We start from the raw sequence: 25,770 nt of genomic DNA on the forward strand, positions 1-25,770 counted from the left end.
GTCTCCTATTGCATGACCGAGGCGATGGTTTCGCCGATGTGGGCCGGGCTTTGCGCCACGGTCACGCCGGCGGCGCTCAGGATCTCGACCTTCTCGCTCGCGCTTTCCCCGAAGGCCGAGATGATGGCCCCCGCATGCCCCATGGTCCGCCCCTTCGGCGCGGTCAGACCAGCGACATAGGCGACCACGGGCTTTCTCACATGATCGCGGATGTACTCCGCCGCCTCGGCCTCCTGCGGGCCGCCGATCTCGCCGATCATGGCGATGACGTGGGTCTCGTCGTCGGCCTCGAACCGCTCGAGGATGTCCTTGAAGGACGACCCGTTGATCGGATCGCCGCCGATCCCGACCGAGGTCGATACGCCGATCCCCAGCTCCTTCAGCTGCGACGCGGCCTCGTAGCCCAGCGTACCGGACCGCCCCACGATCCCGACGTTGCCCTGGATGTAGATGTGGCCCGGCATGATCCCCAGCATCGCCTTGCCGGGGCTGATGGTGCCGGCGCAGTTCGGCCCGGTCAGCACCATCCGCCGCTCCTTGGGATAGCGCCACATGTACCGCTTCACGCGGATCATGTCCTGCGCGGGAATCCCGTCGGTGATGCAGACGCAGTACCGGATCCCGGCATCCGCCGCCTCCATGATGCTGTCCGCCGCGAAGGGGGGCGGAACGAAGACCAGTGACGCCTCTGCGCCGGTCTCGGCCACGGCTTCCTCGACGGTGTCGAAGACGGGCACGCCCTCCACCGTCTCGCCGCCCTTTCCGGGCACCACGCCGCCGACGACGTTTGTGCCGTAGGCCAGCATGTCCTTGGTGTGGAACCGGGCCATCTTGCCGGTGATCCCCTGCACGATGACAGGGGTGCTGCGGTCGATCAGGATGCTCATACGACGGCCCTCACGCGGGTGGCTTGCGCCAGATCGTTCTTCCACGCGCCCACGGCACGCTCGGCGGCTTCGCTTAAGGTAGAGGCGCGGATGATCGGCAGCCCGCTCTGGGCCAGGATCTTCTGTCCCGCCTCCACGTTGGTGCCCGCAAGGCGCACCACCACGGGAATGTCCACCTGCACCTCGCGCAGGGCGTGGACCACGCCCTCGGCCACCCAGTCGCAGCGGTTGATGCCCGCGAAGATGTTGACGAGGATCGCCTGCACGTTCTTGTCCGACAGCACGAGGCGGAACGCCTTCGCCACCCGCTCGGGCGTCGCGCCCCCGCCGATGTCGAGGAAGTTCGCAGGCTCGCCCCCCGCCATCTTGATCGTGTCCATCGTCGCCATGGCGAGCCCCGCGCCGTTGACGATGCAGCCGATGTTGCCGTCGAGGCCCACGTAGTTCAGCCCCCGGTCGGCGGCCCGGCTTTCGCGCGGGTCCTCCTGCGACTTGTCCCGCAGCTCGGAAATCTGCGGATGGCGGAACATGGCGTTGTCGTCGAAGGTCATCTTCGCATCCAGCGCCAGAATCCGGTTGTCCCCGGTCACCACCAGCGGGTTGATCTCGACCATGGTCGCGTCGAGTTCGGTGAAGGCGCGGTAGCAGCCCTGGAGCGTCCGCACCATGTGCTGAACCAGGCCGGGCTCCATCCCCAGCTTGAAGGCGATCTGGCGGCACTGGAAATCGCGCAGGCCCACGGCAGGCTCGACCGAGGTGCGGACGATCGACTCGGGCTTCGTCGCGGAAATCTCCTCGATCTCCATGCCGCCCTCGCCCGAGGCGACGATCATCACCCGCTGGCTGGTGCGGTCCAGCACGAAGCCGATGTAGATCTCCCGCGCGATGTTCACCGCCGTCTCGACATAGACGCGGTAGATCCCCTTGCCCTCGGGCCCGGTCTGGTGCGTCACCAGCTTCTGGCCGAACATGCCCTCGGCCGCCGCGTGGATCTCGCTGTCGGAGGAGCAGAGCTTCACGCCCCCCGCCTTGCCGCGGCCCCCGGCATGGACCTGCGCCTTGACGATCCACTTCTCGCCGCCCAGTTCGCGGGCGCGGTAGGCGGCCTGTTCCGGGCTGTAGGCCAGCGCGCCGTCCGGCACCGCCACCCCGAACCCGGCCAGGACCTCCTTGGCCTGGTATTCATGGATATCCATTGCTCTCTCCTCCCAGAGAAGGGCGACCTATTCGGCCGCCATGGCCCTTCCGCCATAGTGACGGTCCAGAACCTGGTCGACCTTGGCCTGGTCGAAGTCGGCACCCATCTCGCGCAGGGCCGCGCCGAAGCGCTGGACGATATCCGAGATTGCGGCGGCGCTCAGCAGGTTCAGGATGCCGATGCGGACCTGCACCGGCTCCGAAAGCGTCGGCCAGATGCCGAAGTCCTGCGCGCGGCACGATTCCACCAGCTCCTTCTCGCGGCCTTTCAGCGCGCCCGGCAGGTTCAGCACGACGAGCGAGGGCATGTTCGACGTCACCTCGCAGCCCATGGCCGTGACCGCCTCCTTCAGCGCCGCCTCGTGGAAGACGTAATCCTTCGCCCGCTGCGCCACGGTGTGCTGCAGGGTGATCCGAAGGGCCTCGTGGAAGGCGGCGACGGCATAGGCGCTGTGGGTGCGGTGATAGGTGCCCTTCTCGACGTCCTTGCCGTCGATGATGCCCCAGTGCCGCGCCTCGAGGATCGGATGGTGGTCGAAGGTCCGGCAGCCACGCGTCTTAAGTACGTCGATGTAGCGGTCGGTGAAGGACACCGGCGCATAGGTCAGCGGCAGGCAGCAGATGCCCTTCTGCGGGCACGACGCCCAGGCGGCCACGCCCGGGTAATCGTCGATCCGGAAGTCGCCGACGCCCAGCGACGACACCGCGTCGACCAGCCCCATCACGCCGTGCTTCCCGCAGGCGTCCGAGAAGCCGCGGATGTCGTTCACCCGGCCAGAACCGGTCTCGTAATGCGCCATGGCGGCCCACATCGGCTTGTGCTCGGCCAGCGCCTTTTCGACGATCTCGCCGGTCACCGACTGTCCGTGCGGCACGTTAACGATGGTGACGCTGGCGGGCTTCGGGTCCATCGGGTTCGCCGCCAGCTCCTCGGCCGTGGCGGCCTTCATCCGCACGGTCAGCCCGTCGATGCCCGAGAAGGTGCCGTTCACGAACATCACCACCTTGTCGCCCGGCATCACCGCCGAGAACATGGTGTCGAGCCCGCTCCACCCCGTGCCCGCAACCCCGAAGGTATGGACGTTCTTCGTCCCCATCACGTCGCGCAGCATCCGCTTGCACTCCTGCATCCCGCGCAGGACGGCGGGGTGCATGTGGTCGGCGATGCCCGCGGCGGCGAAGCGCGCAAGCACCCGGGAGTCGGTATTGCCGGGGCCGGGGCCCGCTGCGATGGTTTCGGGAATTTCGAGCTGCGCGAAAACGGTGGCTTCGGTCATGTCATCTCCTCCTCAGGCCCGGAGCGGATTCGGTCGATCCGCAGGGTATGAAGGAAAGGTGACAGCCCCCGACCTTTGGCGGAATAGGAGGAGGCACTGCTTTCGGGTAGCTATATGGGTAGGGAAAAACCCACCCGTTCGGGTAAGTGTCCCAGCGTATACCGTCACCACACCCATACACATGGGTAGTTTATCGGGAATACATGTCTTGAATCAAAGACCTGGCGAAAAACGCAAGCCGATCGACATCATGCTGGCCGACGCCAATCCGCTCGTCCTTTCGGCCATGTCGGGGATCATCGACCAGGATCCGCGCTTTTCCCTCGTCGCCACCTCCGCCACGGCCGAGGGCTTTCTCGGGACCGTCATGCGGGTGCCGGTGCAGATCGGAATCATCGACTGGAACCTGCCCGTCCTCGGCGGTGCGCGGCTGATCGAGGTGCTGCGCGAACAGGCCAACGCCCCCCGGATCGTCGTCTATGCCGAGGATACGGGCGACCTGCCCCGCCGCGTCATGACCGCGGGCGCCGCCGCCTTCTCGCCCCGCTCGACCCAGGCCGAGGCGCTGCTGGAAACCTGCGTCGAGGTCGCGGCCGGCAAGATGGTCTTCCCCTTCCTCGACGTGCGCGAGCTGCAGAACGACCCGATCCACCAGCTCTCGCGCAAGGAGCGGGTGATGCTGGAGGCGCTGTCGAAGGGCCTGACCAACCGCGAGCTGTCGCGCGACCTGGAAATCTCCACCAACACGGTGAAGTTCCACCTGTCGAACCTCTACGACAAGCTTGGCGTCAAGAACCGCGCGCAGGCGATCGCCTTCTACTACTCCAGCCGCCTGCCGAAGGAGCGGCAGGGCGGCTGAGCGTCACGAGTGCCTCCCGATCTCAGCGATCGGCGATCTGGCGAGCCTTCTGCACCAGAACCTCGGCCTGCCGGATCGAGGCATAGTCGATCAGCCGACCGTCCAGCGACACTGCGCCCTTGCCCTCCGCCTCGGCCACCTTCATCGCTTCCAGGATCCGCTTGGCCTTGGTGATCTCGGCCTCAGACGGGCTCATCACCTCGTTGGCCAGCGCGATCTGCGAGGGATGGATCGCCCACTTCCCCTCGCATCCCAGCACCGCCGCGCGGTAGGCCGCCGCGCGATAGCCGTCGGGATCGCTGAAGTCGCCGAAGGGTCCGTCGATGGGGCGCAGCCCGTTCGCCCGCGCCGCGACGACCATCCGCGCCAGCGCATAGTGCCACATGTCGCCCCAGTGGGTCTGCCGCGCGCCGCCCTCGTCGGCATCGGTCAGCACGGAATAATGCGGGTTCACCCCGCCGATCACCGTGGTCCGCGCCCGGGTCGACGCGGCATAGTCGGCCACACCGAAATGCAGGCTCTCGTTCCGCTTCGACGCCGCCGCGATCTCGGACACGTTCTGCATCCCCAGTGCCGTCTCGATGATGTGCTCGAACCCGATCCGCTTCCTGAAGCCCTTCGCGTCCTCGATCTGCGTCACCAGCATGTCGACGGCATAGACATCCGCCGCCGTGCCGACCTTCGGCACCATGATCAGGTCCAGTCGCTCGCCCGCCTGCTCCACGATGTCCACCACGTCGCGGTACATGTAATGGGTGTCGAGCCCGTTGATGCGAATCGACATCGACTTCTTGCCCCAGTCGATCTCGTTCAGCGCCTTGATGATGTTCTTGCGCGCCTGCGGCTTGTCATCGGGCGCCACCGCGTCCTCGAGGTCCAGGAACACCACGTCGACGTCGGATTGCGCCGCCTTTTCAAACATCTGCGGCTGGCTTCCCGGCACCGCCAGTTCCGAGCGGTTCAGTCGGGCGGGGGCTTGTTCGACGGCGTGGAACGACATGGGAGGTCCTTTCGCGGGTGAAACATTCTTGCGCCAGAAGGCATCACCGGGAAAGGAAGCGTCAAGGCACCCGTTGGTCTATCCTCAGCCGAACGCGTTCGGCCGCTCCCCCGCCACGCCCAGCGCCGCCTCCAGCCGCGCGCCGACGCCGAGCAGCAGATCCTCCCGGAACAGCCCCGACCAGAGCGAGATGCCCGAGGGCACGCGGTGCAGCGGCCCGCCCTCCCCCGGCGGCAGCCCCGGACCCGAAGGCGGGCGGCTTGCCCGCATCTCGAACCCGGCGCGCAGGTGCAGGCAGGGGTGACCGGTGAAGTTCGACGCCACCAGCATCGGCCCCGCCGTGGCCGGACCGATCAGCACGTCGACCTCGCGGAACAGCGCGTCCAGCGCCTCCATCGTCAGATACCTGAGCTTGTCGAGCTGCACGTGGTCCACCGCCGACAGGAAGCGGGCGCGGCGGAAGGTGTTCGGCCAGGCCTCGTTCGTCTGCACCGCCAGCATGTCGTCGCGGCCGCTGAACGTCAGCTCCTCGAAGTTCGCCGCCGCCTCCGCCATCAGGGCATGGCGCAGGGAGGCATAGGGCAGGTCGGGCAGCGTCGCCTCCGTCACGGCCATGCCCAGCCCCCGCGCCACCTCCAGCGCGTGCCGATCCACAGCGCTCGCCCCGTCGAACGTCCCCGAAAGCACCCCCAGCCGCAGCCCCGCAAGATCCCGGTCCGCCGGAACGTGCAGCGGCGCGGCGATGCAGGACCTGTCCCGTCCGTCCGGCCCGTGGATCGCCGCCAGCACCAGCCCGGTGTCGTCGACACCCCGGCAGATCGGCCCCGCCTTGTCGAGCGTCGCGCACAGCACCATGCCCCCCGTCCGCGGCACCCGCCCGAAGGTGGGGCGCAGCCCGGTCGTGCCGCACCGCTGCGAGGGCGAGACGATGGAGCCCAGCGTCTCGGTCCCGATGGAGAAGCCGCACAGCCCCGCCGCGGTGGCCGAGGCCGACCCGGCGCTCGACCCGCTCGACCCCTCGTCGGGGTTCCACGGGTTGTTCGTCCGCCCCCCGTACCACACGTCGTTGCGCGCGAGCGCCCCGAGCGAGGTCTTGCCCAGCAGCACCGCCCCCGCCGCCCGCAGCCGCGTGACGATCTCGGCATCCCGCTCCGGCATCCGGTCACGATAGGGCTCGGCCCCCCAGCCGGTAACGATGCCCTTGGTGTCGAACAGGTCCTTCAGCCCATAGGGAATCCCCAGCAGCGGCCCCGGCACGTCCCCGTTCGCCCGCCGCGCATCCGCCGTCGCGGCTTCCGCCAGCGCAAGCTCTTCGGTCACGGCGGCGAAGCAGCGAAGCACCGGGTTGAACCGGGCGATCCGGCCGAGATAGAGCCGTGTCAGCGCCACGCTGGTGATCGACCCGTCGGCGAGCCACCCCGCCAGCCGCACCAGCGGTGCGAAGGCGATGTCGGCCTCGTCGGCAGGCAGCGGCCCCGGATCGGGCGGCACGAGGTCCACCCGGTCGGGCACGTCCGGCATGACGAAGTCCGGCAGGCGCGGATCGAAGACGCAGGCCATGGGCACGCCGTTGCCGATCTGCGCCGCACGAAGCGCCCGGGTCAGCGCCAGCTGCTCGTCCATCAGGGCGGCGATCTGGTGCCGCTCGCCCTCGCCATAGCGCACCCCCATCACCGTTTCCGCGCCCTGAAGCGCGGTGTGGTCCAGGCATTCGTCCATGGCTCAGCCCCTAACCCGCGTCTCGATGAAGCGCATCATCGCGCCGAAGACCTTCTCGCGGTTCGGTAAGCGGGCAAAACCGTGGCCCTCGTGGTCGATCCGCACCAGCTCCACGTCGTGGCCAAGGCCGCGCAGGGCGGCGAAGACCAGCTCGCTTTCCGCGGGCGACACGCGCGGATCGTCGCCGCCGTGGGCGATGAACAGCGGCGCCCGCACCTCGGCGATCTTCCGCAGCGGCGAGAAGCCGACCAGCATCTCGCGTCCCTCCGCCGTGTCGGGGTCGCCGTATTCCACCGCGCGCAGCTTGCGCCGCCAGGGCCCGGTCGCGGCCATCAGCATGTTGAAGTCGGCGATGCCGTAGAACTCGACGGCGCAGGCCCAGTCCCGCGGATACTCGGTGATCGACGACAGCACCATGAACCCGCCATAGCTCTGCCCCGAGACCACCATCCGCCCCGCGTCCACGTCCCGGCGGCCCGCGATAGCGTCGCGTACCGCCTTCAGATCGCGCACCGAATCCATCCGCTTCTCCAGGTCGTCCGCCGCCTGCCAGGCCCGGCCGTACCCCGTCGAGCCGCGCACGTTCGGCGCGACCACCAGCCAGCCGCGCCGGACCAGGTACTGCACGTCGGACCGCCAGTGCGCCGCATATTGCGATTCCGGGCCGCCGTGGACGACGAAGAACACCGGATAGCCGGCCTCGGGCGCCGGATCGCGGGGGGTGAAGATCCAGGCGGGCACCTCGGCGCCGTCGAAGCTGGGGAAGGACGCGAGCGTCGGTTCGACCGTATCGGCGTCCTTCAGCACCGGGGCGCCCGCCGCCAGCACCTCCACCGCGCCCGTCCCGATCGCGACCCTCACGATCTGCGAGGGGCCGCGGAACCCCGTGACGGCGAGGATCAGCGACTCCTGGTCCGGCGCGAAGAGCAGCGTCGTCACCCGGCCCGGAAACGGCATCGCCACCTCGGTCGCCTCGCCCGTGGCGCGTTCGAGCACCGCGAGGCGCGAGTATCCCTTGTCGTTCCAGGCATAGGCGATGCGCCCCTGGTCCTTCGTCAGCGCCATCGCCTCGACATCGCCCTCGGGCCGGGCCAGCCGGCTCAGCCCGCCCGCAAGGTCCAGCCGCTGGAGACAGTGGAAGTCGTGTCCACGATCGGTGACCAGCAGCAGCGCCGCGCCCTTCTCGATCCAGCGGGCCGCGTTGAAATGCGCTTTGGCCCCGCCCGCCAGCAGCACCTTCTCCTCGCCGTCGAGCGGCAGCAGGTGCAGCGCGGCGTCGTACATGCCGTCGCGGTCGTCCTCGATCAGCAGGGCCGTGCCGTCCGGTGTGAAGGCACGGGGCGTGCGGCACCCCGGCCCCTCCAGAACGACACTGTCCTGCCCCGAGTCGAGGTCGCGGACATGGATCTGCGTGTGCTCGGGATGCCCCGCGTTGCTGGCATAGGCGATGCGCCTGCCGGCGGGATCGAAGCAGCCCCAGGTGTGCACCACGCCGGGCGCCGCCGTCAGGGCCTCGTGCGCCGTCGCGCCGTCGCGCAGGAGGTTCAGCTGGTGATGCTCGTCCCCGCCGCAATCGGTGGTGAACAGGATGTCCCGGCTGCCGGGGCGGAATGCGATGCTGCCCACCTTCTCGGTCAGCGCCGTCCGCTGCACCGGCGCCCCGTCCGGCAGGTCCCGCGACCAGAGCTGGTCGAACCCCGTCTCGTCCGAGATCCAGGCCAGCATTTCGCCGTCCTCGGACAGCGCGGGCGAATGGTGGGCCCGCGGCGCGAGGTAGGTCCCGATCGGCAGCGCCCCCGGTCCGTCGGCCAGCCGGTCCGACGCCGCGCGCAGCGCCGTGGACAGGTCCGGCGCCTCCAGCGTGGCGACGTGGTTCGACAGTTCGACCAGCGTGAACCGCGCCTCGGGCCAGGCGCGGTGCAGGTCCCACGCGCTCTGCATCGGCGTCACCACGTCGTAGCGGCCCTGCACGATCTCGCAGGGCAGGTGGCGGATGCCGTCGATGTTGTCGAGAAGGTGGTTCTCGGGCTGGAAGAAGCCGTTGATGCAGTAGTGCGTGAACATCCGCGAGATTTCCAGCGCCGCCCGCGGCGTCGTCAGCGCCTTCACGTGGGCCGCGCTGTAAAGCAGCGTCTGCGTGCGCGAGGAGAAGCCGCGCAGCTGCACGGCCGCCGCCATCTGCACCTCGGGATCCGGGTCAACCAGCCGCCGGTGGTAGGCGGCCAGCAGGTCGTCCCGCTCGTCCGGGCCGACATGGGCCGCGAACGGCTCGAACGCATCAGGAAAGAGCTGGCCGATGCCGTGGAACCAGAACCGCACCTCGTGGGGACGGCCCAGGAACACCCCGTGCAACCGCAGGGCGCGGCAGCGGTCGGGATGGGCGATGGCATAGGCCAGCGTCAGGTAGCTGCCCCAGGAGCCGCCCGCGACCATCCAGGTGTCGATCCCCAGGTGTTCGCGCACCCGCTCGATGTCCGCGATCAGCGCATCCGTCGTGTTGCCGCCCAGTTCCGCCGAAGGCTCGGACTTGCCGCAGCCGCGCTGGTCGAACAGCACGATCCGGTAACGGGCGGGATCGAAGGTGCGCCGTTGCGCCGGTTTCGTGCCTGCGCCGGGGCCGCCATGCAGGAACACCACAGGGATGCCGTCCGGGTTGCCGGATTCCTCGACATGGAGGACATGGGGCGCCTCCACCTCGAGGCGGTGCGTGGCATAGGGGTCGATCGGTGGATAAAGCGCCTCATTAAGCATCGTCTGTCCTGTCCCATGGGCGCACGGGGCGGCATCCGGAACCGCTCTCCGAAGGCGCGCGAAATTTCTGCTGGCAATTCGCCCGGATTCGTTCAAGCATGATCGTCATACAATCTGCCGGATGCAAGGCAGGGACTCAGGAAACGCCCGATTGCCCGTCCTCCGGCGGGCCCGGGGTTCAGACAGGGAAACTCAAGATGAAAATTTCAGCAAGGACCGGACTGGCCGCCGCCGCCATCGTCGCCGCGACCGGCGCCTGGGCCGAAACACCGCCCGACACCATGGTGATGGCACGCAACATCGACGCCATCTCGACCTTCGATCCGGCCCAGATCGGCGAGGTGGTGACGAACGAGATCATCCAGAACACCTGCGACAGCCTGGTGTCCACCGATCCCGCGGACGAGGCGGGCGTGGTCCCGGCGCTGGCGAAAAGCTGGAAGGTCTCCGACGACGGCCTGAAGATCACCTTCGACCTGGTGCAGGGCGCGACCTTCCCCTCGGGCAACCCGGTGACGGCCGCGGACGTGGCCTGGTCGATGCAGCGTGTCCTGAAGCTCGGTTTCGGCAACGCCGCGACGCTGACCGAATACGGCTTCTCCGCCGACGGCGCGGAAGAGCAGTTCGTCGCCGTCGACGACCACACCTTCGAGATGAACCTGTCCCGCCCCTATCCCTCGGGACTGATCCTGCAGGCCATCGCGTCGAACCGGGTCGCCAACGTGCTGGACAAGGCGCTTCTGGAAGGCGAGGCGGTCGAGAACGACTATGGCAACAAGTACCTGACCACCCACACCGCCTGCGTCGGTCCCTACCAGCTTCGCCAGTGGAACGCGGGCGAGGTGGTGATCCTGGAAGCGAACGAGGGCTATTACGGCGACGCGCCGAAGATCAAGCGCTGGATCATCCGCCATGTGGCCGAGGCGCAGGCCCAGCGCCTGCTGCTGGAACAGGGCGACATCGACGTGGCGCGCGACCTCGGCGCCGAGGACCTGCGCGACCTGTCCGAGAACCCGGACATCAAGGTGGAATCGACCCCGCTGCACCAGCTCTACTACATGGGCTTCAACAGCGCCGAGCCCGAGTTCGAGGACGACCGCGTGCGCCTCGCCTTCAAGTATCTCGTGGACTACGACGGCCTTGCCGACACGGTGATGAAGTACCTCGGCGTGCCCCGCGCCAGCGTCGTGCCCATCGGAGCCTTCGGCGCCCTGAACGAGGAGGAGGGCCAGCCCTTCAAGCTGGACCTCGACAAGGCGAAGGAGCTGATCACCGAGGCGGGCTATCCCGACGGCTTCACCGCCCGCCTGTTCGTCGGCACGCTTCCCTATGTCGCCCCCATCGCGCAGCATGTGCAGGAGAACGCGGCGAAGATCGGCATCACGCTCAACATCGAGCAGATGGCGAACGCACAGCTGTTCTCGGCCTTCCGCGGCCGTGACTTCGACACCATCATGCTCTCGTGGCAGACCTCGGTGCCGCACGCCCACGGGATGCTGTCGCGCCACGCGGTGAACCCCGACAACTCGGCCGACTCCGGCCTGTCGATGTACCCGACCTGGCGTGCCTCCTGGTTCTCCGAGGACTTCAACAGGCGCGTCGACGAGGCGCTGTTCGAGAAGGACGAGGCGAAGCAGATCGAGATGTACCACCAGATCCAGAAGGACCACATGGAGCACGGGCCCTTCGCCTACATGTTCCAGCTTCTCGACACCGCGGCGATGCGCCAGAACGTCACGAACTGGCCCTGGAACGCCTTCCGCGTCTACTACGCCGACGTCGAGAAGGGCTGATCCGTGGCCGTGACGGACACCGCCGCACCGGACCGCGAGACCGACAGCGACACCGCCGCCCGGTGGGTGTCGCTGGCCGGGGTAGTGTTCCGCACGGTGCTGTCCGTCGCCGTCACGATCCTCGGCCTGCTGGCGCTGACCTTCTTCATCGGCCGCCTGCTGCCCCTCGACCCGGTGCTGGCGATCCTCGGGGACGACGCCAGCCAGGAGGCCTATGACCGGATGTATGTCAGCCTGGGGCTGGACCAGCCGCTGTGGCGGCAGTTCCTGACCTACATCGTCAATTCCCTGACCTTCGACTTCGGCACCTCCCTGACCAGCGGCAGGCCCGTGACCGAGGACATCCTGCGCGTCTTCCCGGCAACGCTGGAGCTGGCGACGGTCGCCATGATCCTCGGCACCGGCCTCGGCATCCCGCTGGGGGTGACGGCCGCGGCGAACCGCGACACCTGGATCGACCAGACCGTGCGGGTGGTGTCGCTGATCGGCTATTCCGCCCCGATCTTCTGGCTGGGCCTCCTCGGCCTCACCGTCTTCTACGCCGGGCTCGGCTGGGTCGGCGCGCCGGGGCGGATCGACATCGTGTATCAGTACGACCTTCAGCCGGTGACGGGGCTCTACCTCGTCGATTCCCTGCTCGCGGGACGGTGGGACATCTTCCAGGACGTGTTCTCGCGCATCGTCCTGCCCGCCTCGATCCTCGCCTACGGCGCAATGGCCTATATCGCGCGGATGACCCGCAGCTTCATGCTGGAGCAGTTCGGGCAGGAATACATCACCGCCGCCCGCGCCAAGGGCGCGACCCGGCGTCAGGTGATCTGGAGCCATGCCTTCCCCAACATCGCCGTTCAGCTCGTCACGGTCGTCGCCCTGTCCTACGCCTTCCTGCTGGAAGGGGCGGTGCTGACGGAAACCGTCTTCGCCTGGCCGGGCTTCGGACGCTACCTCACCACCGCGCTGCTCCGGGCCGACATGAACGCGGTCCTTGGCTGCACCCTGATCGTCGGGCTGATCTTCATCGCCCTGAACCTTGCCTCCGACATCTTCTACCGCGTCTTCGACCCGAGGACGCGATGACCGACCTGCCCGGTTCCCCGCCCCAGTCCACGCTCCGAGGCTGGCTGGAAGCGCCAGGCGCCACCTCCCCGGGGCAGGCCCGGGCGCAGGCCGCCTGGCGCAGCTGGCAGCGGCTTGTGGCCAACAAGGCGGCGCTGGCGGGGCTGATCGTGCTGCTGGCGCTGATCTTCCTCGCCGTCTTCGGCCCCGCGCTGACGCCCTACGACCCGATGGCGCAGAACCTGTCCGAACGCCTGCTGCCGCCCTCTGGCGCCCATCCCTTCGGCACCGATGACCTTGGCCGCGACATCATGACCCGCATCCTCTACGGCGCCCGCATCACCCTGATGATGGCCGCGCTGGTCGCCGTCATCGCGGGACCCATCGGCCTGATCGTGGGCGCGACCGCGGGTTATCTCGGCGGCTGGACCGACATCGTGGCCATGCGCGTCGTCGACATCTTCCTGTCCTTCCCCTCGCTGATCCTCGCCCTCGCCTTCGTCGCGGCCCTCGGTCCGGGGATCGAGAACGCCGTCATCGCCATCGCCCTCTCGGCCTGGCCCCCCATCGCCCGCCTCGCGCGGGCCGAGGCGCTGACGGTGAGGAAATCCGACTACATCGCCGCCGCCCGCATCCAGGGAGCGAGCCGGTTCCGGCTGATCCTGCGCCACGTCATGCCCGTGTGCCTGCCCTCGGTGGTCATCCGCATCACGCTGAACATGGCCGGGATCATCCTGACCGCCGCCGGCCTCGGCTTCCTCGGCCTCGGCGCCCAGCCGCCGAGCCCGGAATGGGGCGCCATGCTCGCCTCGGGCCGGCAGTTCATGCTCACCTCCTGGTGGCTCGCCGCCATTCCCGGTGCCGCGATCATGGTGGTCTCGCTGGCCTTCAACCTGCTCGGCGACGGGCTGCGCGACGTGCTGGATCCCCGCGATGACTGACACCCTCCTCGAAATCGAGAACCTCCGCGTCGCATACCCCTCGGCCCACGGCTATACCGATGCGCTGCGCGGCATCTCCTTCTCCGTGGGCCGCGAGCGGCTCGGCATCGTCGGCGAATCCGGCTCGGGCAAGTCCACCGCCGGACGCGCCGCGATGCGCCTGCTGCCCCCGAAGGCCCGGGTCAGCGCCGACAGGCTGCAACTGCAGGAGATCGACCTCCTCGCCGCCTCCGAAAGGCAGATGCGCGAGATCCGCGGCGGCCGCCTTGCCATGGTGTTGCAGGACCCCCGCTATGCCCTGAACCCGATGAAGACGGTGATGGCGCAGATCACCGAATCCTGCCGCCTCCACACGAAATGCTCCCGCGCCGAGGCCCGCGATCAGGCTCTGGACATGCTCGAAGCCGTCCACATCCGCGATCCCCGCCGCGTCGCGCGCCTGTACCCGCACGAGCTTTCGGGCGGAATGGGCCAGCGGGTGATGATCGCCATGATGCTGATCGCCAAGCCGCAACTCGTCATCGCCGACGAGCCGACCTCGGCGCTGGATGTGACCGTGCGGGGCCAGATCCTCGATATCCTGAACGAGCGGGTCGAGGCCGAAGGCGCGGGCCTGATCCTGATCTCGCACGACCTGCCGCTGGTCGCCGACTTCTGCGACCGTGTCCTCGTCATGTACGGTGGTCAGATCATGGAGGAACTCGCCGCCCGCGACCTCTCCGCCGCCAGACACCCCTATACCGTGGCCCTGAACGAAAGCCTCCCCCCGCTCGACCGCAAGGTGGCGGAGCTGACCGTGCCCGAGCACGATCCGAAATGGCTGGAGCAGCGCCGATGACCCCCGCCGTCGAGATCCGCGACCTCACCATCACCTTCGGACAGGGCCGCGCCCGCGTGAAGGCGGTGGACAGCGCCAGCTTCCGCGCCGCCCCGGGCGAGGCCTTCGGTATCATCGGCGAATCCGGCTCGGGCAAGTCCACGATCCTGCGGGCCATCACGGGCCTCAACGACGACTACACCGGCGACGTCCTGATCGACGGCCAGCAGGCGCAGAAGCCCCGCACCAAGGCCTTCTTCAAGACCGTGCAGATGGTCTTCCAGGACCCCTACGGCTCGCTCCACCCCCGCCGGATGATCCGCGCCACGCTGGCCGAACCGCTGGAGATCCACCGCTTCGACAGGAAGGACGACCGCATCGCGCAGGTGCTGAACGACGTCGGCCTCGCCCCGGAATTCGCCTACCGCTACCCCCACCAGCTGTCCGGCGGGCAGCGCCAGCGCGTCGCCGTCGCCCGCGCACTGCTGCTGGAACCGCGCATCCTGCTGCTGGACGAACCCACCTCGGCCCTCGACGTCTCGGTGCAGGCCGGCGTCCTGAACCTGCTCGACAGGCTCCGCCGCGACCGGGGGCTGACCTACGTCATGGTCTCCCACGATCTGCGCGTGATCGCCCACATGTGCAGCCGCGTGGCGGTGATGACGCAAGGCAGGATCGTCGAGGAGCTGAGCGCCGACGCCCTGCGCGACCAGCGTGCCGAAACCGAGTACACGCAACAACTGATCCGGGCGAGCCGGGGCACCGCCCACGCCTGACCCATCCCTGAAGGAGCCGACCCCATGCAGAGCAACGAAAACCCGATCTGGCCCCAGGTCGACGCCAAGCGCGAGGCCTTCGTCGCCCTCGCCGACCGCGTCTTCGACATGCCCGAGATCGCCTATACCGAGGTCCGCTCCTGTGCCGAACACACCGCGATGCTGAAGGCCGAGGGCTTCCGCATCACCGAGAACGCCGCCGGCATCCCCACCGCCGTCGTCGGCGAGGCAGGGAATGGCGGCCCGGTCATCGCGATCCTCGGCGAATACGACGCGCTGCCGGGCCTGTCGCAGCAGCCGGGACTGGCAGAGCCGAAGATGATCTCCGACACCGGCTTCGGCCACGGCTGCGGCCACAACCTGCTCGGCTCCGCCGCCATGCTCGCCGCCACCGCCATCAAGGACTGGATCGAGGCGGAGGGGATCAAGGCCACCATCCGCTATTACGGCTGCCCGGCCGAGGAAGGCGGCGCAGCCAAGACATACATGGTGCGCGAGGGGCTGTTCGAGGACGTCGACCTTGCCATCACCTGGCACCCGGCCAGCTTCAACGGCGTGGACGACGCGCATTCGCTGGCCAACACCCGCATCGACTTCACCTTCACCGGCAAGGCCGCCCATGCCGCCGGTGCGCCTGAACTGGGCCGCTCCGCGCTCGACGCGGTGGAACTCATGAACATCGGCGTCAACTACATGCGCGAGCACATGCCTGACGACGCCCGAGTCCATTACGCCTATCTCGACGCCGGCGGCATCGCGCCGAACGTGGTGCAGGCCAAGGCCACCGTGCGCCAGCTGATCCGCGCCCGTGACCTCGCCGGGCTGTCGGACCTCGTGGAGCGGGTAAGGAAGATCGCCGACGGCGCCGCCCTGATGACCGGCACGAAGGTCGAGTCCAGGGTCTTCTCCGCCGTCTCGAACCTGATCGGCAACCGCCCCCTCGAAGAGGCCATGCAGGCGGAATTCGACGCGCTCGGCCCCGTGCCCTTCGACGAGGCCGACAAGATCTTCGCCGAACAGATCCGCAAGACCCTGACGAAAGAGGACATCGCCGACACCTTCCGCCGCCTCGACATGAAGCCCGACTACGACATGCCGCTCTGCACCTTCGTCGCCCCGCTCGACCGGCGCTTCGTCGGCGGCATGGGTTCGACCGACGTGGGCGATGTCAGCTGGGCCGTGCCCACCGTGCAGGCCCGCGTCGCGACCTGCGCCATGGGCACGCCGTTCCACACCTGGCAGCTGACCGCGCAGGGAAAGGAGCCGTTCGCCCACAAGGGCATGGTCCACGCCGCGAAGGTGATGGCCGCCACCGCCCGCGCCGCGATCCTGAACGACGTGTTGCGCGCCAACGCCAGGAAGGCCCACGCCGAGCACCTGGCGGAATTTCCCTATGCCTGCCCGATCCCTGCCGATACAAGGCCGCCGGTCGCGGCAGAGTAGGCCGGGCCGCAGGGAGGTGAATCCAGCGTGTCAGAGCAGAGCGAAAGCGAAGAGGGTGGCCCGTTCCGGCTGGTGCGCGAGAAGGTGCTGCACGAAGTGCGCCGCGCCATCGCGCTTGGCACGCTGGAACCCGGCGCGCGCCTGACCGAACGCGCCTTGTGCGAAACCTATGGCATCTCGCGCACCGCGGCGCGCGAGGTGATCCGCCAGCTCGACGCCGAGAAGCTGGGCGAGGTGGTGCCGCACCAGGGTCTGCGCATCGCCCGGCTGACCCCGAAGGCGGTGCGCGAGATCTACGAGATCCGGGCCGAGATGGAGGTGCTGATCACCCGCGCCTTCATCGCGCTGGCCACGGAAGAGGAGGTCGCCGTTCTGAAGGGCCTGGTCGATGCCCTGAACGACGCGACGGCGCGCGGCGACATCGAGGCGCTGGTCGCCCATTCCAGCCGCTACGTGAGCCACATGTACGAAACCGCGGACATGCAGATCGCGGGCGAGCTGATGCAGCACCTGAACGCCCGCATCACGCTGGTCCGGGTGCTGGCCATGCGCGAGCCGGGCCAGATCAGTGCCGGGATCGGACAGCTGGAACGGATCCGCGCCCGCATCGCCGCCCGCGATCCCGACGGGGCCGAGGCCGAGATCCGCAAGTACATGCGCACCGCCCTGGCCTCGGCCCTGCACCAGCTGGGCGGCGACCCGGCCTGAGCGGCCAGGCAGGTTGCGGGGATGCATCCCCGTGCGAACCATACATGACCCTGGATACCAAACGCCCCGGCCAATCAGGCCGGGGCGTTCCGAGGTACCGGCCGGGCGGCCGATGAAGCCGCCCGGGTCGGGATGTCAGATCAGCTGAACCACCACCGCTCGGCCAGGCGCGAGCCGTCGAGCTGGAAGTTGTTGCCGATGTTCTCGCCATGGGCCAGCGCGGTCGAGGCCGCGTCGACATAGTTGGCGTACATCGGGATGACGGTGCTGCCGCGGGTCGACAGGATCTCCTGCATCTCGTGGTAGATCGCGCGGCGCTTGTCCGAATCCAGCTCCTTCCGGCCCGCGTAGAGCAGTTCCTGGAAGCGCGGATCGTCCCAGTGGCTTTCGTTCCATGGCACCCCGGCCTCGTAGGCGGTCGAGAACATCCAGTCCTCCGTCGCCCGGCCCGAGTAGTACGAGGCGCACCAGGGCTGCTTAAGCCAGACGTTCGACCAGTAGCCGTCCGCCGGCTCCTGCACCACGTTGATGTTGATGCCCGCGCCCTTGGCCGTCGCCTGGAACAGCTGCGCGGTGTCGACCGCGCCGTTGAACGCCGCGTCCGAGACGTGCAGATCGACGTTCAGCGAGTCCATGCCCGCCTGCTTCAGGTGGTACTTGGCCTTGTCGAGGTCGAGCTCGATCTGCGGCAGGTCCTTGGCATAGTACTGGTTCGCCGGACCGATCGGATGGTCGTTGCCGACGGCACCGTGGCCCTGCAGCACCTTGTTCACCAGTTCCTGACGGTCGACGGCATGCTTGAGCGCCAGCCGCACGTCGAGGTTGTCGAACGGCGCCACGTCGGACAGCATCGGCAGCGTGTAGTGCTGGTTGCCCGTCACCTCGAAGATCATCGTCTTCGGGTTCGCCTTCAGCAGCGGCTCGGTCTTGAAGTCGATCCGGTTCACCACGTCCACCTGTCCGGTCAGCAGTGCGCTCATCCGGGCGGAGGTGTCGTTGACGGCGATGATCTCGAGCTCGTCGAACCAGCCGGCGCGGCCGTCCTTGTAGTGGCTGTCGACCCGCTTGCCCACGAAGCGCACGCCGGGATCGAGGTTCACGTTCATGTAGAGGCCGGTGCCGATGCCCTTGGCGATCGCCTCCTCGATCTGGCCCGCCGGGTACATCAGGATGTGGTAGTCGGACAGCAGGAACGGGAAGTCGGCGTTGCCGTCCTTCAGCACCATCTGCACCTGGTGATCCCCGAGCTTCTTCATCTCGGCGATGTTGGCGACGATCGGCTGGGCGGCGGATTTTGCGCCCTCGGCCACGTGCATGTTCAGCGATTCGATCACGTCATCGGCGCCGAAGGCCTTGCCGTTGTGGAAGGTCACGCCTTGGCGCAGGTTGAACGTCCAAGTCTTGGCGTCCGGCGTCGCTTCCCAGCTTTCCGCCAGTTCGCCCACCAGCTCGCCCGTGGCCGAAACCTCGGTCAGGCAGTCGAAGACCGCGCCCTGGGCGCAGTTGATCATGAAGGCGTCCGAGTGGGTGCGCCCGTCCCAGCTGTCCGAGGTGTTGGCGCCGTTGATTGCCATGCGGAGCTTCCCGCCCCGCTTGGCCTGGGCCATCAGCGGGAAGCCGGTGGCGGCGAGCACGCCGGCAGCGGCACCCGACCGGAGCAATCCGCGTCTTGAAATCCGTGTCATCTTGATCTCCCTGTCTTTTCTGTTCGTTGTCTCGGTCTTGTTGATTGCGCGCCCGGGCGGGCAGGCCCGGCGGCTTACATCTTGTCCACCGCCGCGTCGCCGATGTTGTCGGCCCCCCGTTCGGCCAGCAGGTTCGACAGCCAGTCGGGATCCATCTCGGGCACCGAACTCAGCAGCAGGTCGGTGTAGGGATGGTGCGGCGGCGCGAACATCTCGGCCTTGGCCCCCTGCTCCACCACGCGGCCGTCCTTCATCACCACCACCTCGTCCGCGATGGCGCGCACCGTGGCAAGGTCGTGGGTGATGAACATGTAGGACAGGCCAAGGTCGTCTTGAAGCCGGGCCAGCAGTTTCAGGATGCCTTCGGCGACAAGTTGATCGAGCGCGCTCGTCACCTCGTCGCAGATGATGAACTTCGGATCCGCCGCCAGCGCGCGGGCGATGCCGACGCGCTGCTTCTGGCCGCCCGACAGCTCGGAGGGCAGGCGGTGATAGAACTTCTTCGGCTCCAGCTCGATCTCGCGCAGCAGCTCCTCGACCCGCGCCCGCTTCTTCGCGCCCCTGAGCCCGCCGTAGAACTGGACCGGGCGCCCGATGATCTCGCCGATGGACTTCTTCGGGTTCAGCGCCGTGTCGGCCATCTGGTAGATCATCTGGATCTGGCGCAGCTGGTCCTTCGTCCGCTTGCGGTAGTCGGCGGGAAGCTCCTGCCCGTCGAAGGCGATGGTGCCCTGGCGCGGCGGCAGCAGGCCGGTGATGCAGCGCGCGGTCGTCGACTTGCCGCTGCCCGATTCGCCGACGACGGCCACGGTGCGGCCCGCATGGATGTCGAAGCTGACATTGTGCAGGACCGTGACCTTGCCGTAGGCGGCGGTCACGTTGCGGATGCTGACGACGGGTGTCGCCTTGGGATCGGCGGGCGGCTTTTCCGGACGCACGAAGCTGCGCACCGCCCAGAGTGATCTGGTGTAGTCCTCGGTCGGGGCGGACAGCATGGTGCGGGTGTCGGCCTCTTCCACCTCGTCGCCCTTCAGCAGCACCTTGATGCGGTCCGCCATCTGCGCGACCACGGCAAGGTCGTGGGTGATGTAGATGGCGGCGGTGTCGAACTCCTCGACGATGTTGCGGATCGCGGCCAGCACCTCGATCTGGGTCGTCACGTCCAGCGCGGTGGTCGGTTCGTCGAAGATGATGAGGTCGGGGCGGCAGGACATGGCCATGGCCGTCATCGCCCGCTGAAGCTGCCCGCCGGACACCTGGTGGGGATAGCGGAAGCCGATCTCGTCGGGGTTCGGCAGGCGCAGCTTGGCATAGAGCTTCATCGCGTCGGCTTCGGAGTCCGACTTGCTCATCACGTCGTGGGTGACGGGGCCTTCGGTGTGCTGGTCGATGATCTTGTGCGCGGGGTTGAAGCTGGCCGCGGCGGACTGGGCGACATAGGCGATGCGCTTGCCGAGAAGGCCGCGCTTGGTGTCGGCGGAGGCATCGACCAGCTCGATCCCGTCGAAGTTCACCGAGCCGTCCGAGATGCGGCAGCCGTCGCGGGTGAAGCCCATGGCGGCGAGGCCCACGGTCGACTTGCCCGCGCCGGATTCGCCGATCAGGCCCAGCACCTCGCCCCTGTGCAGGTCGAGGTCGATGCCGTTGACGATCGGCATCCAGGTCTCGTCGCTGCGGCCCTCGATCTTCAGGCCGCGGATGGTGAGAAGCTTGGGTTTGGCGGAGGTGGTCATTGAGAAGACCTCTGGACATCGGCGCCACGGCGGAGGTGCGCGGCCCGGCGTTTACGCCGGGCATCCCCCGACCGCCCCCACGGGCGGGGGATACTCCCCCGCCCGCGGCCGGGGGATGCCCTCATTTCAGAGCGGGACGCTTGTTCAGAGCGGAGTGCAGAGGTCATTCCTTCAGCCCCGACGACTTGTGCAGCATCCAGTCCACGACGAAGTTCACCGCCACCGTCAGCAGCGCGATGGCCCCCGCCGCCATCAGCGGCAACGCGGCGGTCAGCGGCGAGAAGGCGGCGAAGTTGATGAACTGCGACAGGTCGCGCACCATGGTCCCCCAGTCGGCGAGCGGCGGCTGGATCCCGACGCCGAGGAAGGAGAGCGAGGCGATGGTCAGGAACACGAAGCAGAAGCGCAGCCCGAACTCGGCCAGCAGCGGCGCGGTGGCGTTCGGCAGGATCTCCTTGAAGATCAGGTAGCCGAGCCCCTCTCCCCGCAGCTTCGCCGCCTCGATGTAGTCCATGACGACGATGTTCGACCCCACCGCGCGGGCCAGGCGATAGACCCGGGTGGAATCGATCACCGCGATGATGATGACCATGTAGACGGTCAGGAGCTCCTTGTGCGACCCCGCCCAGGCGGACGCAATGGTCATCAGCAGCAGCGCGAAGATAAGCGACGGAATCGCCATCAGCACGTCGACGATCCGGCTGAGCAGGTTGTCGAGCCAGCCGCCCAGAGTGGCGGCGAGAAACCCCATGGAGCCGCCCAGCAGGAAGGCCAGCAGGGTGGTGGCGAAGGCGATGCCCACCGTGTTCTGCGCGCCGTAGATCAGGCGGGACAGCAGATCGCGCCCGATCTGGTCGGTGCCGAGCGGGAAGGCCGGATCGCCCCCGACCGCCGGATCGCCGCCGGGCAGGACGTTCACCGTACCGAAGACCTCGGCCTGGCCATGGGGCGCGATGAGGCCCGCGAAGATGGCGAGGATGGCGTAGATCAGGATCGTGAGGATCCCGAAGCTCGCCGTCAGCGGCATGGCGCGGAACAGCTTGCGGGTGCTGTCGGGCCCGACGTGGCGACCGAGCAGGCGGAACAGGAATGCGGCGACGGCGGCAATGATGAAGCCCTGCACCGCCCAGCGGAAGAACACCGCGGTCTCCACGAGGAAATAGGTGTAGATCCCGGCCACCACCGCAACCAGCGCGACGGCATAGCCGAAGGCGGTGGACAGGTCCATGTCGCGGAAGGTGGCGTTGCCCGTGGTCCGCCCCGCCGCCCGGAACACCCAGCCGAGCGCGACAAGTGCGACGATGCCGCCGATGATCCAGAGCAGGGTCATTTCGGATGCCTCAGCCGCGGGTTGCTGACGATGGACAGGATGTCGGCCAGGAGGTTCAGCAGGATGTAGGCGGCCGCAAAGATCAGGCAGCAGGCCTGCACCATCGGGATGTCGCGGATCTTCACCGAATCGACGAAAAGCTGGCCGATGCCCGGATAGACGAACACCACCTCGACCACGACGACCCCGGTGATGAGATAGGCGAGGTTCAGGGCGATCACGTTGATGATCGGCGCCAGCGCGTTCGGCAGCGCGTGGCGCACGATGACGCGCATCGGCGACAGGCCCTTCAGCCGCGCCATCTCGATGTAGGGAGACGCGAGGAGGTTGATGATCGCCGCCCGGGTCATCCGCATCATGTGCGCGGTGACGACGAGGGTCAGCGTCAACGCCGGCAGCAGCGTCTTCTCCAGCCGCTCGCCGAAGCCCATCCCGGCATAGATGTTGCTGAGCGACGGCAGCCAGGGGTTCAGCACCGCGAGGAACAGGATCAGGATGTAGGCGAGGAAGAACTCGGGGGACGAGATCGAGGTGAGCGTGGTGATGTTGGCCAGCTTGTCGAAGACCGAGTTGCGATAGAGCGCGGCGAGGATGCCGAGGGTCAGCGACAGCGGCACGGCGATGGCGGCGGTCACGCCGGCGAGGAACATGGTGTTGGCGAAGCGTGGCGCGATCTGGCTGGTGACGGAGGCAAGCTCGCTGACCGTGCCGGAGCCGACGAAATTGGCGAAGTTGGCCTGGGCGAAGCTGGTGCCGAGGTCGCCCTGCAGCGCGTCGCCCAGCCATTCGAGATACCGCTGCACCGGCGGCTGGTCGAGCCCGAGGTCGCGGCGAATCGCGTTCACCGCTTCTTCGGTCGCCCCCTGCCCCAGGATCGCCTGGGCGAAGTCGCCGGGCAGCAGGTTCACGGCCGTGAAGATGACGATGGAGACCACGAACAGGGTCAAGAGGCCCAGAGCCAGACGTTGCAGGACGATGCGCGTCACGCTCCCCAAACCGGTCTCCCTTCCTTGTTATTGACTGGCAGGTTAATGATAGCGGTACCACCCTGTAAACCGTCCAGACGCTTGCCCTCGCAAGATTTTCCCCGGAACGCGCCTAACTGCCTCTCAGATGATCCATCGTCTGCACCAGCGCACGGCTGATCCCCGGCTCGGACAGCGCATGGCCCGCCCGCGGCACCATGACCATTTGCGAGCCCGGCCAGGCCCGGTGCAGCGTCCAGGCGGCGGCGGGCGGGCAGATCATGTCGTAGCGGCCCTGCACGATGGTGCCGGGCACATCCCTCAGCCGGCCGATGTTCTGCAGGATCTGGCCGTCGCGTTCGAGAAATCCCGCGTTGATGAAATAGTGGTTCTCGAGCCGGGCGAAGGCGCGGGCGTATTCCGCCGGGCTTTCGCCGCCGGGGCCGTCGTTCTCGATGCTGGCCAGGGTGTTTTCCCAGCTGGCCCAGGCGCGGGCGTGGCGCGTCTCCTGCATGATGTCGCCCGAGAACAGCCGCCGGTGATAGGCCTCGACCAGGTTCCCCTGTTCGTCTTCGGGAATCATGTCGGTGAACCGCTTCCAGACCTCGGGCCAGAACTTGCCCGCGCCGCCGCCATAGAACCAGTCGAGCTCGGCGGCGGTCATCAGGAAGACTCCGCGCAGCACCAGGTGGCGCACGCGATCGGGATGCGTCTCGCCGTAGATCAGGGCCAGCGTCGCGCCCCAGCTGCCGCCGAAGACGATCCACTGCTCTACGCCCAGGCTCTGCCGGATCCGCTCGATATCCGCGACGAGGTGCCAGGTGGTGTTCGCCTCGACGCTGGCATGGGGGCGGGAACGGCCGCAGCCGCGCTGGTCGAACAGCACGATGCGATAGACGGAAGGGTCGAAATAGCGGCGCATGGAGGGCGAACATCCACCGCCGGGCCCGCCGTGCAGCACGATCACCGGGATGCCGTCGGGCCTGCCGCACTGCTCGACATAGATCCGGTGGCCGTCGCCCACGTCGAGCATCCGCTGGTCGAACGGATCGATGGGGGGATACAGATAGTGGGCTGCGCCCTTTTGACCTGAAATCTTGTTCATGCCCGATCTATATTAGATGAAAAGGCATCCTGCTACGCCGATCCACTGAACTCCAAGGATATTCTGCCATGACCGCTCCCGCCCCGACCGCATCGGCGACCTCGACCATCGACACCGCCGAGGTCGCCAAGTTCGAGGCGATGGCGGCCGAGTGGTGGGATCCCGAGGGCAAGTTCAAGCCGCTGCACATGCTCAATCCCTGCCGGCTGGACTACATCACCCGGCAGATCGCGGCGGAGTTCGACCGCGACCTTGCGGCGCCCCGCCCGTTCGAGGGGCTCCGGATCCTCGACATCGGCTGCGGCGGCGGGCTCCTGTCCGAACCCATGGCGCGGCTCGGGGCAGACGTGGTCGGCGCCGACGCGGCCGCGCGCAACATCCCCGTGGCCGAGGTGCACGCGCGCCAGTCCGGCCTGACCATCGACTATCGCCACACCACGGCCGAGGCGCTGGCCCAGGCGGGCGAGCAATTCGATGCGGTACTGAACATGGAGGTGGTCGAACACGTCGCCGATCCCTTGGCCTACCTGACGGCCTGCCGCGAATTGTTGAATCCGGGCGGCGTCATGGTCTGCTCGACCTTGAACCGCAACCCGAAGAGCTTCGTGCAGGCCATCGTCGGCGCGGAATGGGTGATGCGCTGGCTGCCGAAAGGCACCCACGACTGGCGCAAGTTCATCACCCCGGACGAGCTGTTCGACCTGCTGCACAAGGCCGGGCTGGAGCCGGTCGACCGCACCGGCTTCGTCTTCAACCCGGTCCGCTGGGATTGGAGCCTCTCGGACCGCGACCTCAGCTGCAACTACGTCACGACGAGCCTGAAGCCGCGGTGATCCAGGCCGCACTTTGCGAGAAAGATCCCGCAAGTCTCACTTTACGTTCTGAAGACCACCCGTGCACACGACTCCGCAGATACGCTCCCGTCCTTCTCATCTTTGCTTCTTAAATATCCCCGCCGGAGGCATCAAATCGCCGCGCAGCGGCTCCCGCGCCCTACACCTGGTCCAGCCGCCCGCGCACCTCGCGCAACAGGGGGAGCGCGGCGCGGACCTGATCGCGGCCCATGCCCTCGATCATCTCCTGAAGCACCGGCAGCAGCGCCGACAGCGCGTGATCGCGGGCGGCGCGGCCGGCGGGGCTGATGCTGACGATCTTGCGACGCGCGTCGTCCCAGTCGGGGCGGATGTGGACGAGTCCGGAGCGGTCGAGCTTGGCGAGCGTGTTGGTCATCGCGCCGCGGGTCACGTTGAAGGTCTCGGCGAGTTGCGCCGGGCTGCGGTCGCGGGAGGTGTGGGCGAGGTGGTTCAGGACCGAGAAATGGCTCAGCTCCATGCCCTTCGGGAGGGCGCGGGACAGGCGGCCGCGGGCCAGCTGTCCGGCCATGAAGATTTCCGAGAACAGGGCGATGGCCAGCGGATCGCCCGCCGCCTCGCCCGTCCGGTCGCTGCGCTGCTCCGCCTCAGGCGGCAAGCAGGGGGTCGAGCTTGCCTGCCCGCTCCAGCGCGTAGAGGTCGTCGCAGCCGCCGACGTGCTTTCCGTCGATGAAGATCTGCGGCACCGTGTGGCGGCCGTTGGCGCGGGCCTTCATCTTCTGGCGCTGGTTGGCATCGCGCGAAACGTCGATCTCGGCGAAGCCCGCGCCCTTCTCGGTCAGAAGCCGCTTGGCGGCATGGCAGAACCCGCAGAGCGGCGTGGTGTAGATTTCGATGGTCGCCATGGCGGCACACT

The 25,770-nt window shown here is 67.9% G+C and carries 22 protein-coding genes; 9 read left to right on the top strand and 13 right to left on the bottom strand.

Features of this window, described 5'->3' with window-relative positions; translation table 11 throughout:
* Window positions 1-5: 5 nt before the first annotated feature.
* From sucD to A7B20_RS00435, 3 genes are read right to left on the bottom strand one after another with little or no spacing between them, the layout of a single operon-like run.
* Window positions 6-887: a succinate--CoA ligase subunit alpha gene (gene sucD / locus A7B20_RS00425; RefSeq protein WP_102106570.1), complete on the bottom strand. Its 882-nt coding sequence runs from the start codon at window positions 885-887 to the stop codon at window positions 6-8.
* Window positions 884-2,083 (bottom strand): malate--CoA ligase subunit beta, encoded by a 1,200-nt coding sequence (locus A7B20_RS00430; protein ID WP_102106571.1) that lies wholly within the window; start codon window positions 2,081-2,083, stop codon window positions 884-886. Before A7B20_RS00430 ends, sucD begins: the two co-directional genes overlap by 4 nt.
* Window positions 2,084-2,110: 27 nt before the next feature.
* Window positions 2,111-3,361, bottom strand: coding sequence for a pyridoxal-phosphate-dependent aminotransferase family protein (locus A7B20_RS00435; RefSeq protein WP_102106572.1), 1,251 nt, complete (start codon window positions 3,359-3,361; stop codon window positions 2,111-2,113).
* Window positions 3,362-3,611: 250 nt separating this feature from the next.
* Between A7B20_RS00435 and A7B20_RS00440 the strand changes: the two genes are divergently transcribed.
* Window positions 3,612-4,220 carry a response regulator transcription factor gene (locus A7B20_RS00440; RefSeq protein ID WP_102106573.1) on the top strand — a complete coding sequence of 203 codons (609 nt, stop codon included), beginning with the start codon at window positions 3,612-3,614 and terminating at the stop codon, window positions 4,218-4,220.
* A gap of 22 nt (window positions 4,221-4,242) precedes the next feature.
* Here the strand turns inward: A7B20_RS00440 and A7B20_RS00445 are convergent, their stop codons facing one another.
* The 3 genes from A7B20_RS00445 to pip (A7B20_RS00455) form a co-directional block, all read right to left on the bottom strand.
* Window positions 4,243-5,220: an HpcH/HpaI aldolase/citrate lyase family protein gene (locus A7B20_RS00445; protein WP_102106574.1), complete on the bottom strand. Its 978-nt coding sequence runs from the start codon at window positions 5,218-5,220 to the stop codon at window positions 4,243-4,245.
* Window positions 5,221-5,304: 84 nt separating this feature from the next.
* Window positions 5,305-6,939 carry an amidase gene (locus A7B20_RS00450; protein WP_102106575.1) on the bottom strand — a complete coding sequence of 545 codons (1,635 nt, stop codon included), beginning with the start codon at window positions 6,937-6,939 and terminating at the stop codon, window positions 5,305-5,307.
* A gap of 3 nt (window positions 6,940-6,942) precedes the next feature.
* On the bottom strand, window positions 6,943-9,690 hold the full coding sequence (gene pip, locus A7B20_RS00455) for a prolyl aminopeptidase (RefSeq protein WP_102106576.1): 2,748 nt from the start codon (window positions 9,688-9,690) through the stop codon (window positions 6,943-6,945).
* 197 nt (window positions 9,691-9,887) lie between these two features.
* Here pip (A7B20_RS00455) and A7B20_RS00460 point away from each other — a divergent pair, with 197 nt between their 5' ends.
* From A7B20_RS00460 to A7B20_RS00490, 7 genes are read left to right on the top strand one after another with little or no spacing between them, the layout of a single operon-like run.
* Window positions 9,888-11,483, top strand: coding sequence for an ABC transporter substrate-binding protein (locus A7B20_RS00460; protein WP_102106577.1), 1,596 nt, complete (start codon window positions 9,888-9,890; stop codon window positions 11,481-11,483).
* Window positions 11,484-11,486: 3 nt separating this feature from the next.
* Window positions 11,487-12,560 (top strand): ABC transporter permease, encoded by a 1,074-nt coding sequence (locus A7B20_RS00465; RefSeq protein WP_425437115.1) that lies wholly within the window; start codon window positions 11,487-11,489, stop codon window positions 12,558-12,560.
* Window positions 12,557-13,480: a nickel transporter permease gene (gene nikC / locus A7B20_RS00470; RefSeq protein ID WP_102106578.1), complete on the top strand. Its 924-nt coding sequence runs from the start codon at window positions 12,557-12,559 to the stop codon at window positions 13,478-13,480. Before A7B20_RS00465 ends, nikC begins: the two co-directional genes overlap by 4 nt.
* The gene (locus A7B20_RS00475) at window positions 13,473-14,318 is read left to right on the top strand and encodes an ABC transporter ATP-binding protein (RefSeq protein WP_102106579.1); all 846 of its coding nucleotides are present in this window, start codon (window positions 13,473-13,475) and stop codon (window positions 14,316-14,318) included. Before nikC ends, A7B20_RS00475 begins: the two co-directional genes overlap by 8 nt.
* A complete protein-coding gene (locus A7B20_RS00480) occupies window positions 14,315-15,073 on the top strand; it encodes an ABC transporter ATP-binding protein (protein WP_216641152.1) in 759 nt (252 codons plus the stop codon). The genes A7B20_RS00475 and A7B20_RS00480 overlap by 4 nt, the downstream gene beginning before the upstream one ends.
* Before the next feature lie 24 nt (window positions 15,074-15,097).
* Window positions 15,098-16,516 carry a M20 family metallopeptidase gene (locus tag A7B20_RS00485; protein ID WP_102106581.1) on the top strand — a complete coding sequence of 473 codons (1,419 nt, stop codon included), beginning with the start codon at window positions 15,098-15,100 and terminating at the stop codon, window positions 16,514-16,516.
* A 27-nt stretch (window positions 16,517-16,543) separates the two neighbouring features.
* Window positions 16,544-17,224: a GntR family transcriptional regulator gene (locus A7B20_RS00490; RefSeq protein WP_102106582.1), complete on the top strand. Its 681-nt coding sequence runs from the start codon at window positions 16,544-16,546 to the stop codon at window positions 17,222-17,224.
* A gap of 140 nt (window positions 17,225-17,364) precedes the next feature.
* On the opposite strand, the gene A7B20_RS00495 is transcribed toward A7B20_RS00490, so the two are convergent.
* From A7B20_RS00495 to pip (A7B20_RS00515), 5 genes are all read right to left on the bottom strand, one after another.
* The gene (locus A7B20_RS00495; protein WP_102106583.1) at window positions 17,365-18,909 is read right to left on the bottom strand and encodes an ABC transporter substrate-binding protein; all 1,545 of its coding nucleotides are present in this window, start codon (window positions 18,907-18,909) and stop codon (window positions 17,365-17,367) included.
* Between the two features lie 74 nt (window positions 18,910-18,983).
* On the bottom strand, window positions 18,984-20,642 hold the full coding sequence (locus tag A7B20_RS00500) for an ABC transporter ATP-binding protein (protein ID WP_102106584.1): 1,659 nt from the start codon (window positions 20,640-20,642) through the stop codon (window positions 18,984-18,986).
* Window positions 20,643-20,805: 163 nt separating this feature from the next.
* Window positions 20,806-21,972 (bottom strand): ABC transporter permease, encoded by a 1,167-nt coding sequence (locus A7B20_RS00505; RefSeq protein ID WP_102106585.1) that lies wholly within the window; start codon window positions 21,970-21,972, stop codon window positions 20,806-20,808.
* A complete protein-coding gene (locus A7B20_RS00510) occupies window positions 21,969-22,967 on the bottom strand; it encodes an ABC transporter permease (RefSeq protein ID WP_102106586.1) in 999 nt (332 codons plus the stop codon). The genes A7B20_RS00505 and A7B20_RS00510 overlap by 4 nt, the downstream gene beginning before the upstream one ends.
* A 103-nt stretch (window positions 22,968-23,070) precedes the next feature.
* Entirely contained in the window at window positions 23,071-24,042 is a 972-nt protein-coding gene (gene pip, locus A7B20_RS00515; protein ID WP_102106587.1) for a prolyl aminopeptidase, read from the bottom strand.
* 68 nt (window positions 24,043-24,110) lie between these two features.
* Here pip (A7B20_RS00515) and ubiG point away from each other — a divergent pair, with 68 nt between their 5' ends.
* Window positions 24,111-24,875, top strand: coding sequence for a bifunctional 2-polyprenyl-6-hydroxyphenol methylase/3-demethylubiquinol 3-O-methyltransferase UbiG (ubiG, locus tag A7B20_RS00520; RefSeq protein ID WP_102106588.1), 765 nt, complete (start codon window positions 24,111-24,113; stop codon window positions 24,873-24,875).
* Between the two features lie 160 nt (window positions 24,876-25,035).
* Here the strand turns inward: ubiG and A7B20_RS00525 are convergent, their stop codons facing one another.
* Entirely contained in the window at window positions 25,036-25,425 is a 390-nt protein-coding gene (locus A7B20_RS00525) for a MarR family winged helix-turn-helix transcriptional regulator (RefSeq protein WP_102106837.1), read from the bottom strand.
* Between the two features lie 76 nt (window positions 25,426-25,501).
* The gene (grxC, locus tag A7B20_RS00530) at window positions 25,502-25,759 is read right to left on the bottom strand and encodes a glutaredoxin 3 (protein ID WP_102106589.1); all 258 of its coding nucleotides are present in this window, start codon (window positions 25,757-25,759) and stop codon (window positions 25,502-25,504) included.
* Window positions 25,760-25,770 lie beyond the last annotated feature (11 nt).

Source organism: Oceaniglobus roseus, assembly GCF_002869745.1.
Taxonomy (GTDB): Bacteria; Pseudomonadota; Alphaproteobacteria; order Rhodobacterales; family Rhodobacteraceae; genus Oceaniglobus; species Oceaniglobus roseus.

Excerpts from the sequence above, each read along its gene's own strand:
- A7B20_RS00445 (WP_102106574.1), bottom strand. The coding sequence starts at position 5,220 with ATGTCGTTCCACGCCGTCGAACAAGCCCCCGCCCGACTGAACCGCTCG.
- A7B20_RS00500 (WP_102106584.1), bottom strand. The coding sequence starts at position 20,642 with ATGACCACCTCCGCCAAACCCAAGCTTCTCACCATCCGCGGCCTGAAG.
- A7B20_RS00440 (WP_102106573.1), top strand. The coding sequence starts at position 3,612 with ATGCTGGCCGACGCCAATCCGCTCGTCCTTTCGGCCATGTCGGGGATC.
- A7B20_RS00475 (WP_102106579.1), top strand. The coding sequence starts at position 13,473 with ATGACTGACACCCTCCTCGAAATCGAGAACCTCCGCGTCGCATACCCC.
- sucD (WP_102106570.1), bottom strand. The coding sequence starts at position 887 with ATGAGCATCCTGATCGACCGCAGCACCCCTGTCATCGTGCAGGGGATC.
- pip (WP_102106587.1), bottom strand. The coding sequence starts at position 24,042 with ATGAACAAGATTTCAGGTCAAAAGGGCGCAGCCCACTATCTGTATCCC.
- A7B20_RS00460 (WP_102106577.1), top strand. The coding sequence starts at position 9,888 with ATGAAAATTTCAGCAAGGACCGGACTGGCCGCCGCCGCCATCGTCGCC.
- A7B20_RS00525 (WP_102106837.1), bottom strand. The coding sequence starts at position 25,425 with ATGGCCGGACAGCTGGCCCGCGGCCGCCTGTCCCGCGCCCTCCCGAAG.
- A7B20_RS00495 (WP_102106583.1), bottom strand. The coding sequence starts at position 18,909 with ATGACACGGATTTCAAGACGCGGATTGCTCCGGTCGGGTGCCGCTGCC.
- pip (WP_102106576.1), bottom strand. The coding sequence starts at position 9,690 with ATGCTTAATGAGGCGCTTTATCCACCGATCGACCCCTATGCCACGCAC.
- A7B20_RS00480 (WP_216641152.1), top strand. The coding sequence starts at position 14,315 with ATGACCCCCGCCGTCGAGATCCGCGACCTCACCATCACCTTCGGACAG.
- A7B20_RS00505 (WP_102106585.1), bottom strand. The coding sequence starts at position 21,972 with ATGACCCTGCTCTGGATCATCGGCGGCATCGTCGCACTTGTCGCGCTC.
- nikC (WP_102106578.1), top strand. The coding sequence starts at position 12,557 with ATGACCGACCTGCCCGGTTCCCCGCCCCAGTCCACGCTCCGAGGCTGG.
- A7B20_RS00430 (WP_102106571.1), bottom strand. The coding sequence starts at position 2,083 with ATGGATATCCATGAATACCAGGCCAAGGAGGTCCTGGCCGGGTTCGGG.
- A7B20_RS00485 (WP_102106581.1), top strand. The coding sequence starts at position 15,098 with ATGCAGAGCAACGAAAACCCGATCTGGCCCCAGGTCGACGCCAAGCGC.
- A7B20_RS00435 (WP_102106572.1), bottom strand. The coding sequence starts at position 3,361 with ATGACCGAAGCCACCGTTTTCGCGCAGCTCGAAATTCCCGAAACCATC.
- ubiG (WP_102106588.1), top strand. The coding sequence starts at position 24,111 with ATGACCGCTCCCGCCCCGACCGCATCGGCGACCTCGACCATCGACACC.
- grxC (WP_102106589.1), bottom strand. The coding sequence starts at position 25,759 with ATGGCGACCATCGAAATCTACACCACGCCGCTCTGCGGGTTCTGCCAT.
- A7B20_RS00450 (WP_102106575.1), bottom strand. The coding sequence starts at position 6,939 with ATGGACGAATGCCTGGACCACACCGCGCTTCAGGGCGCGGAAACGGTG.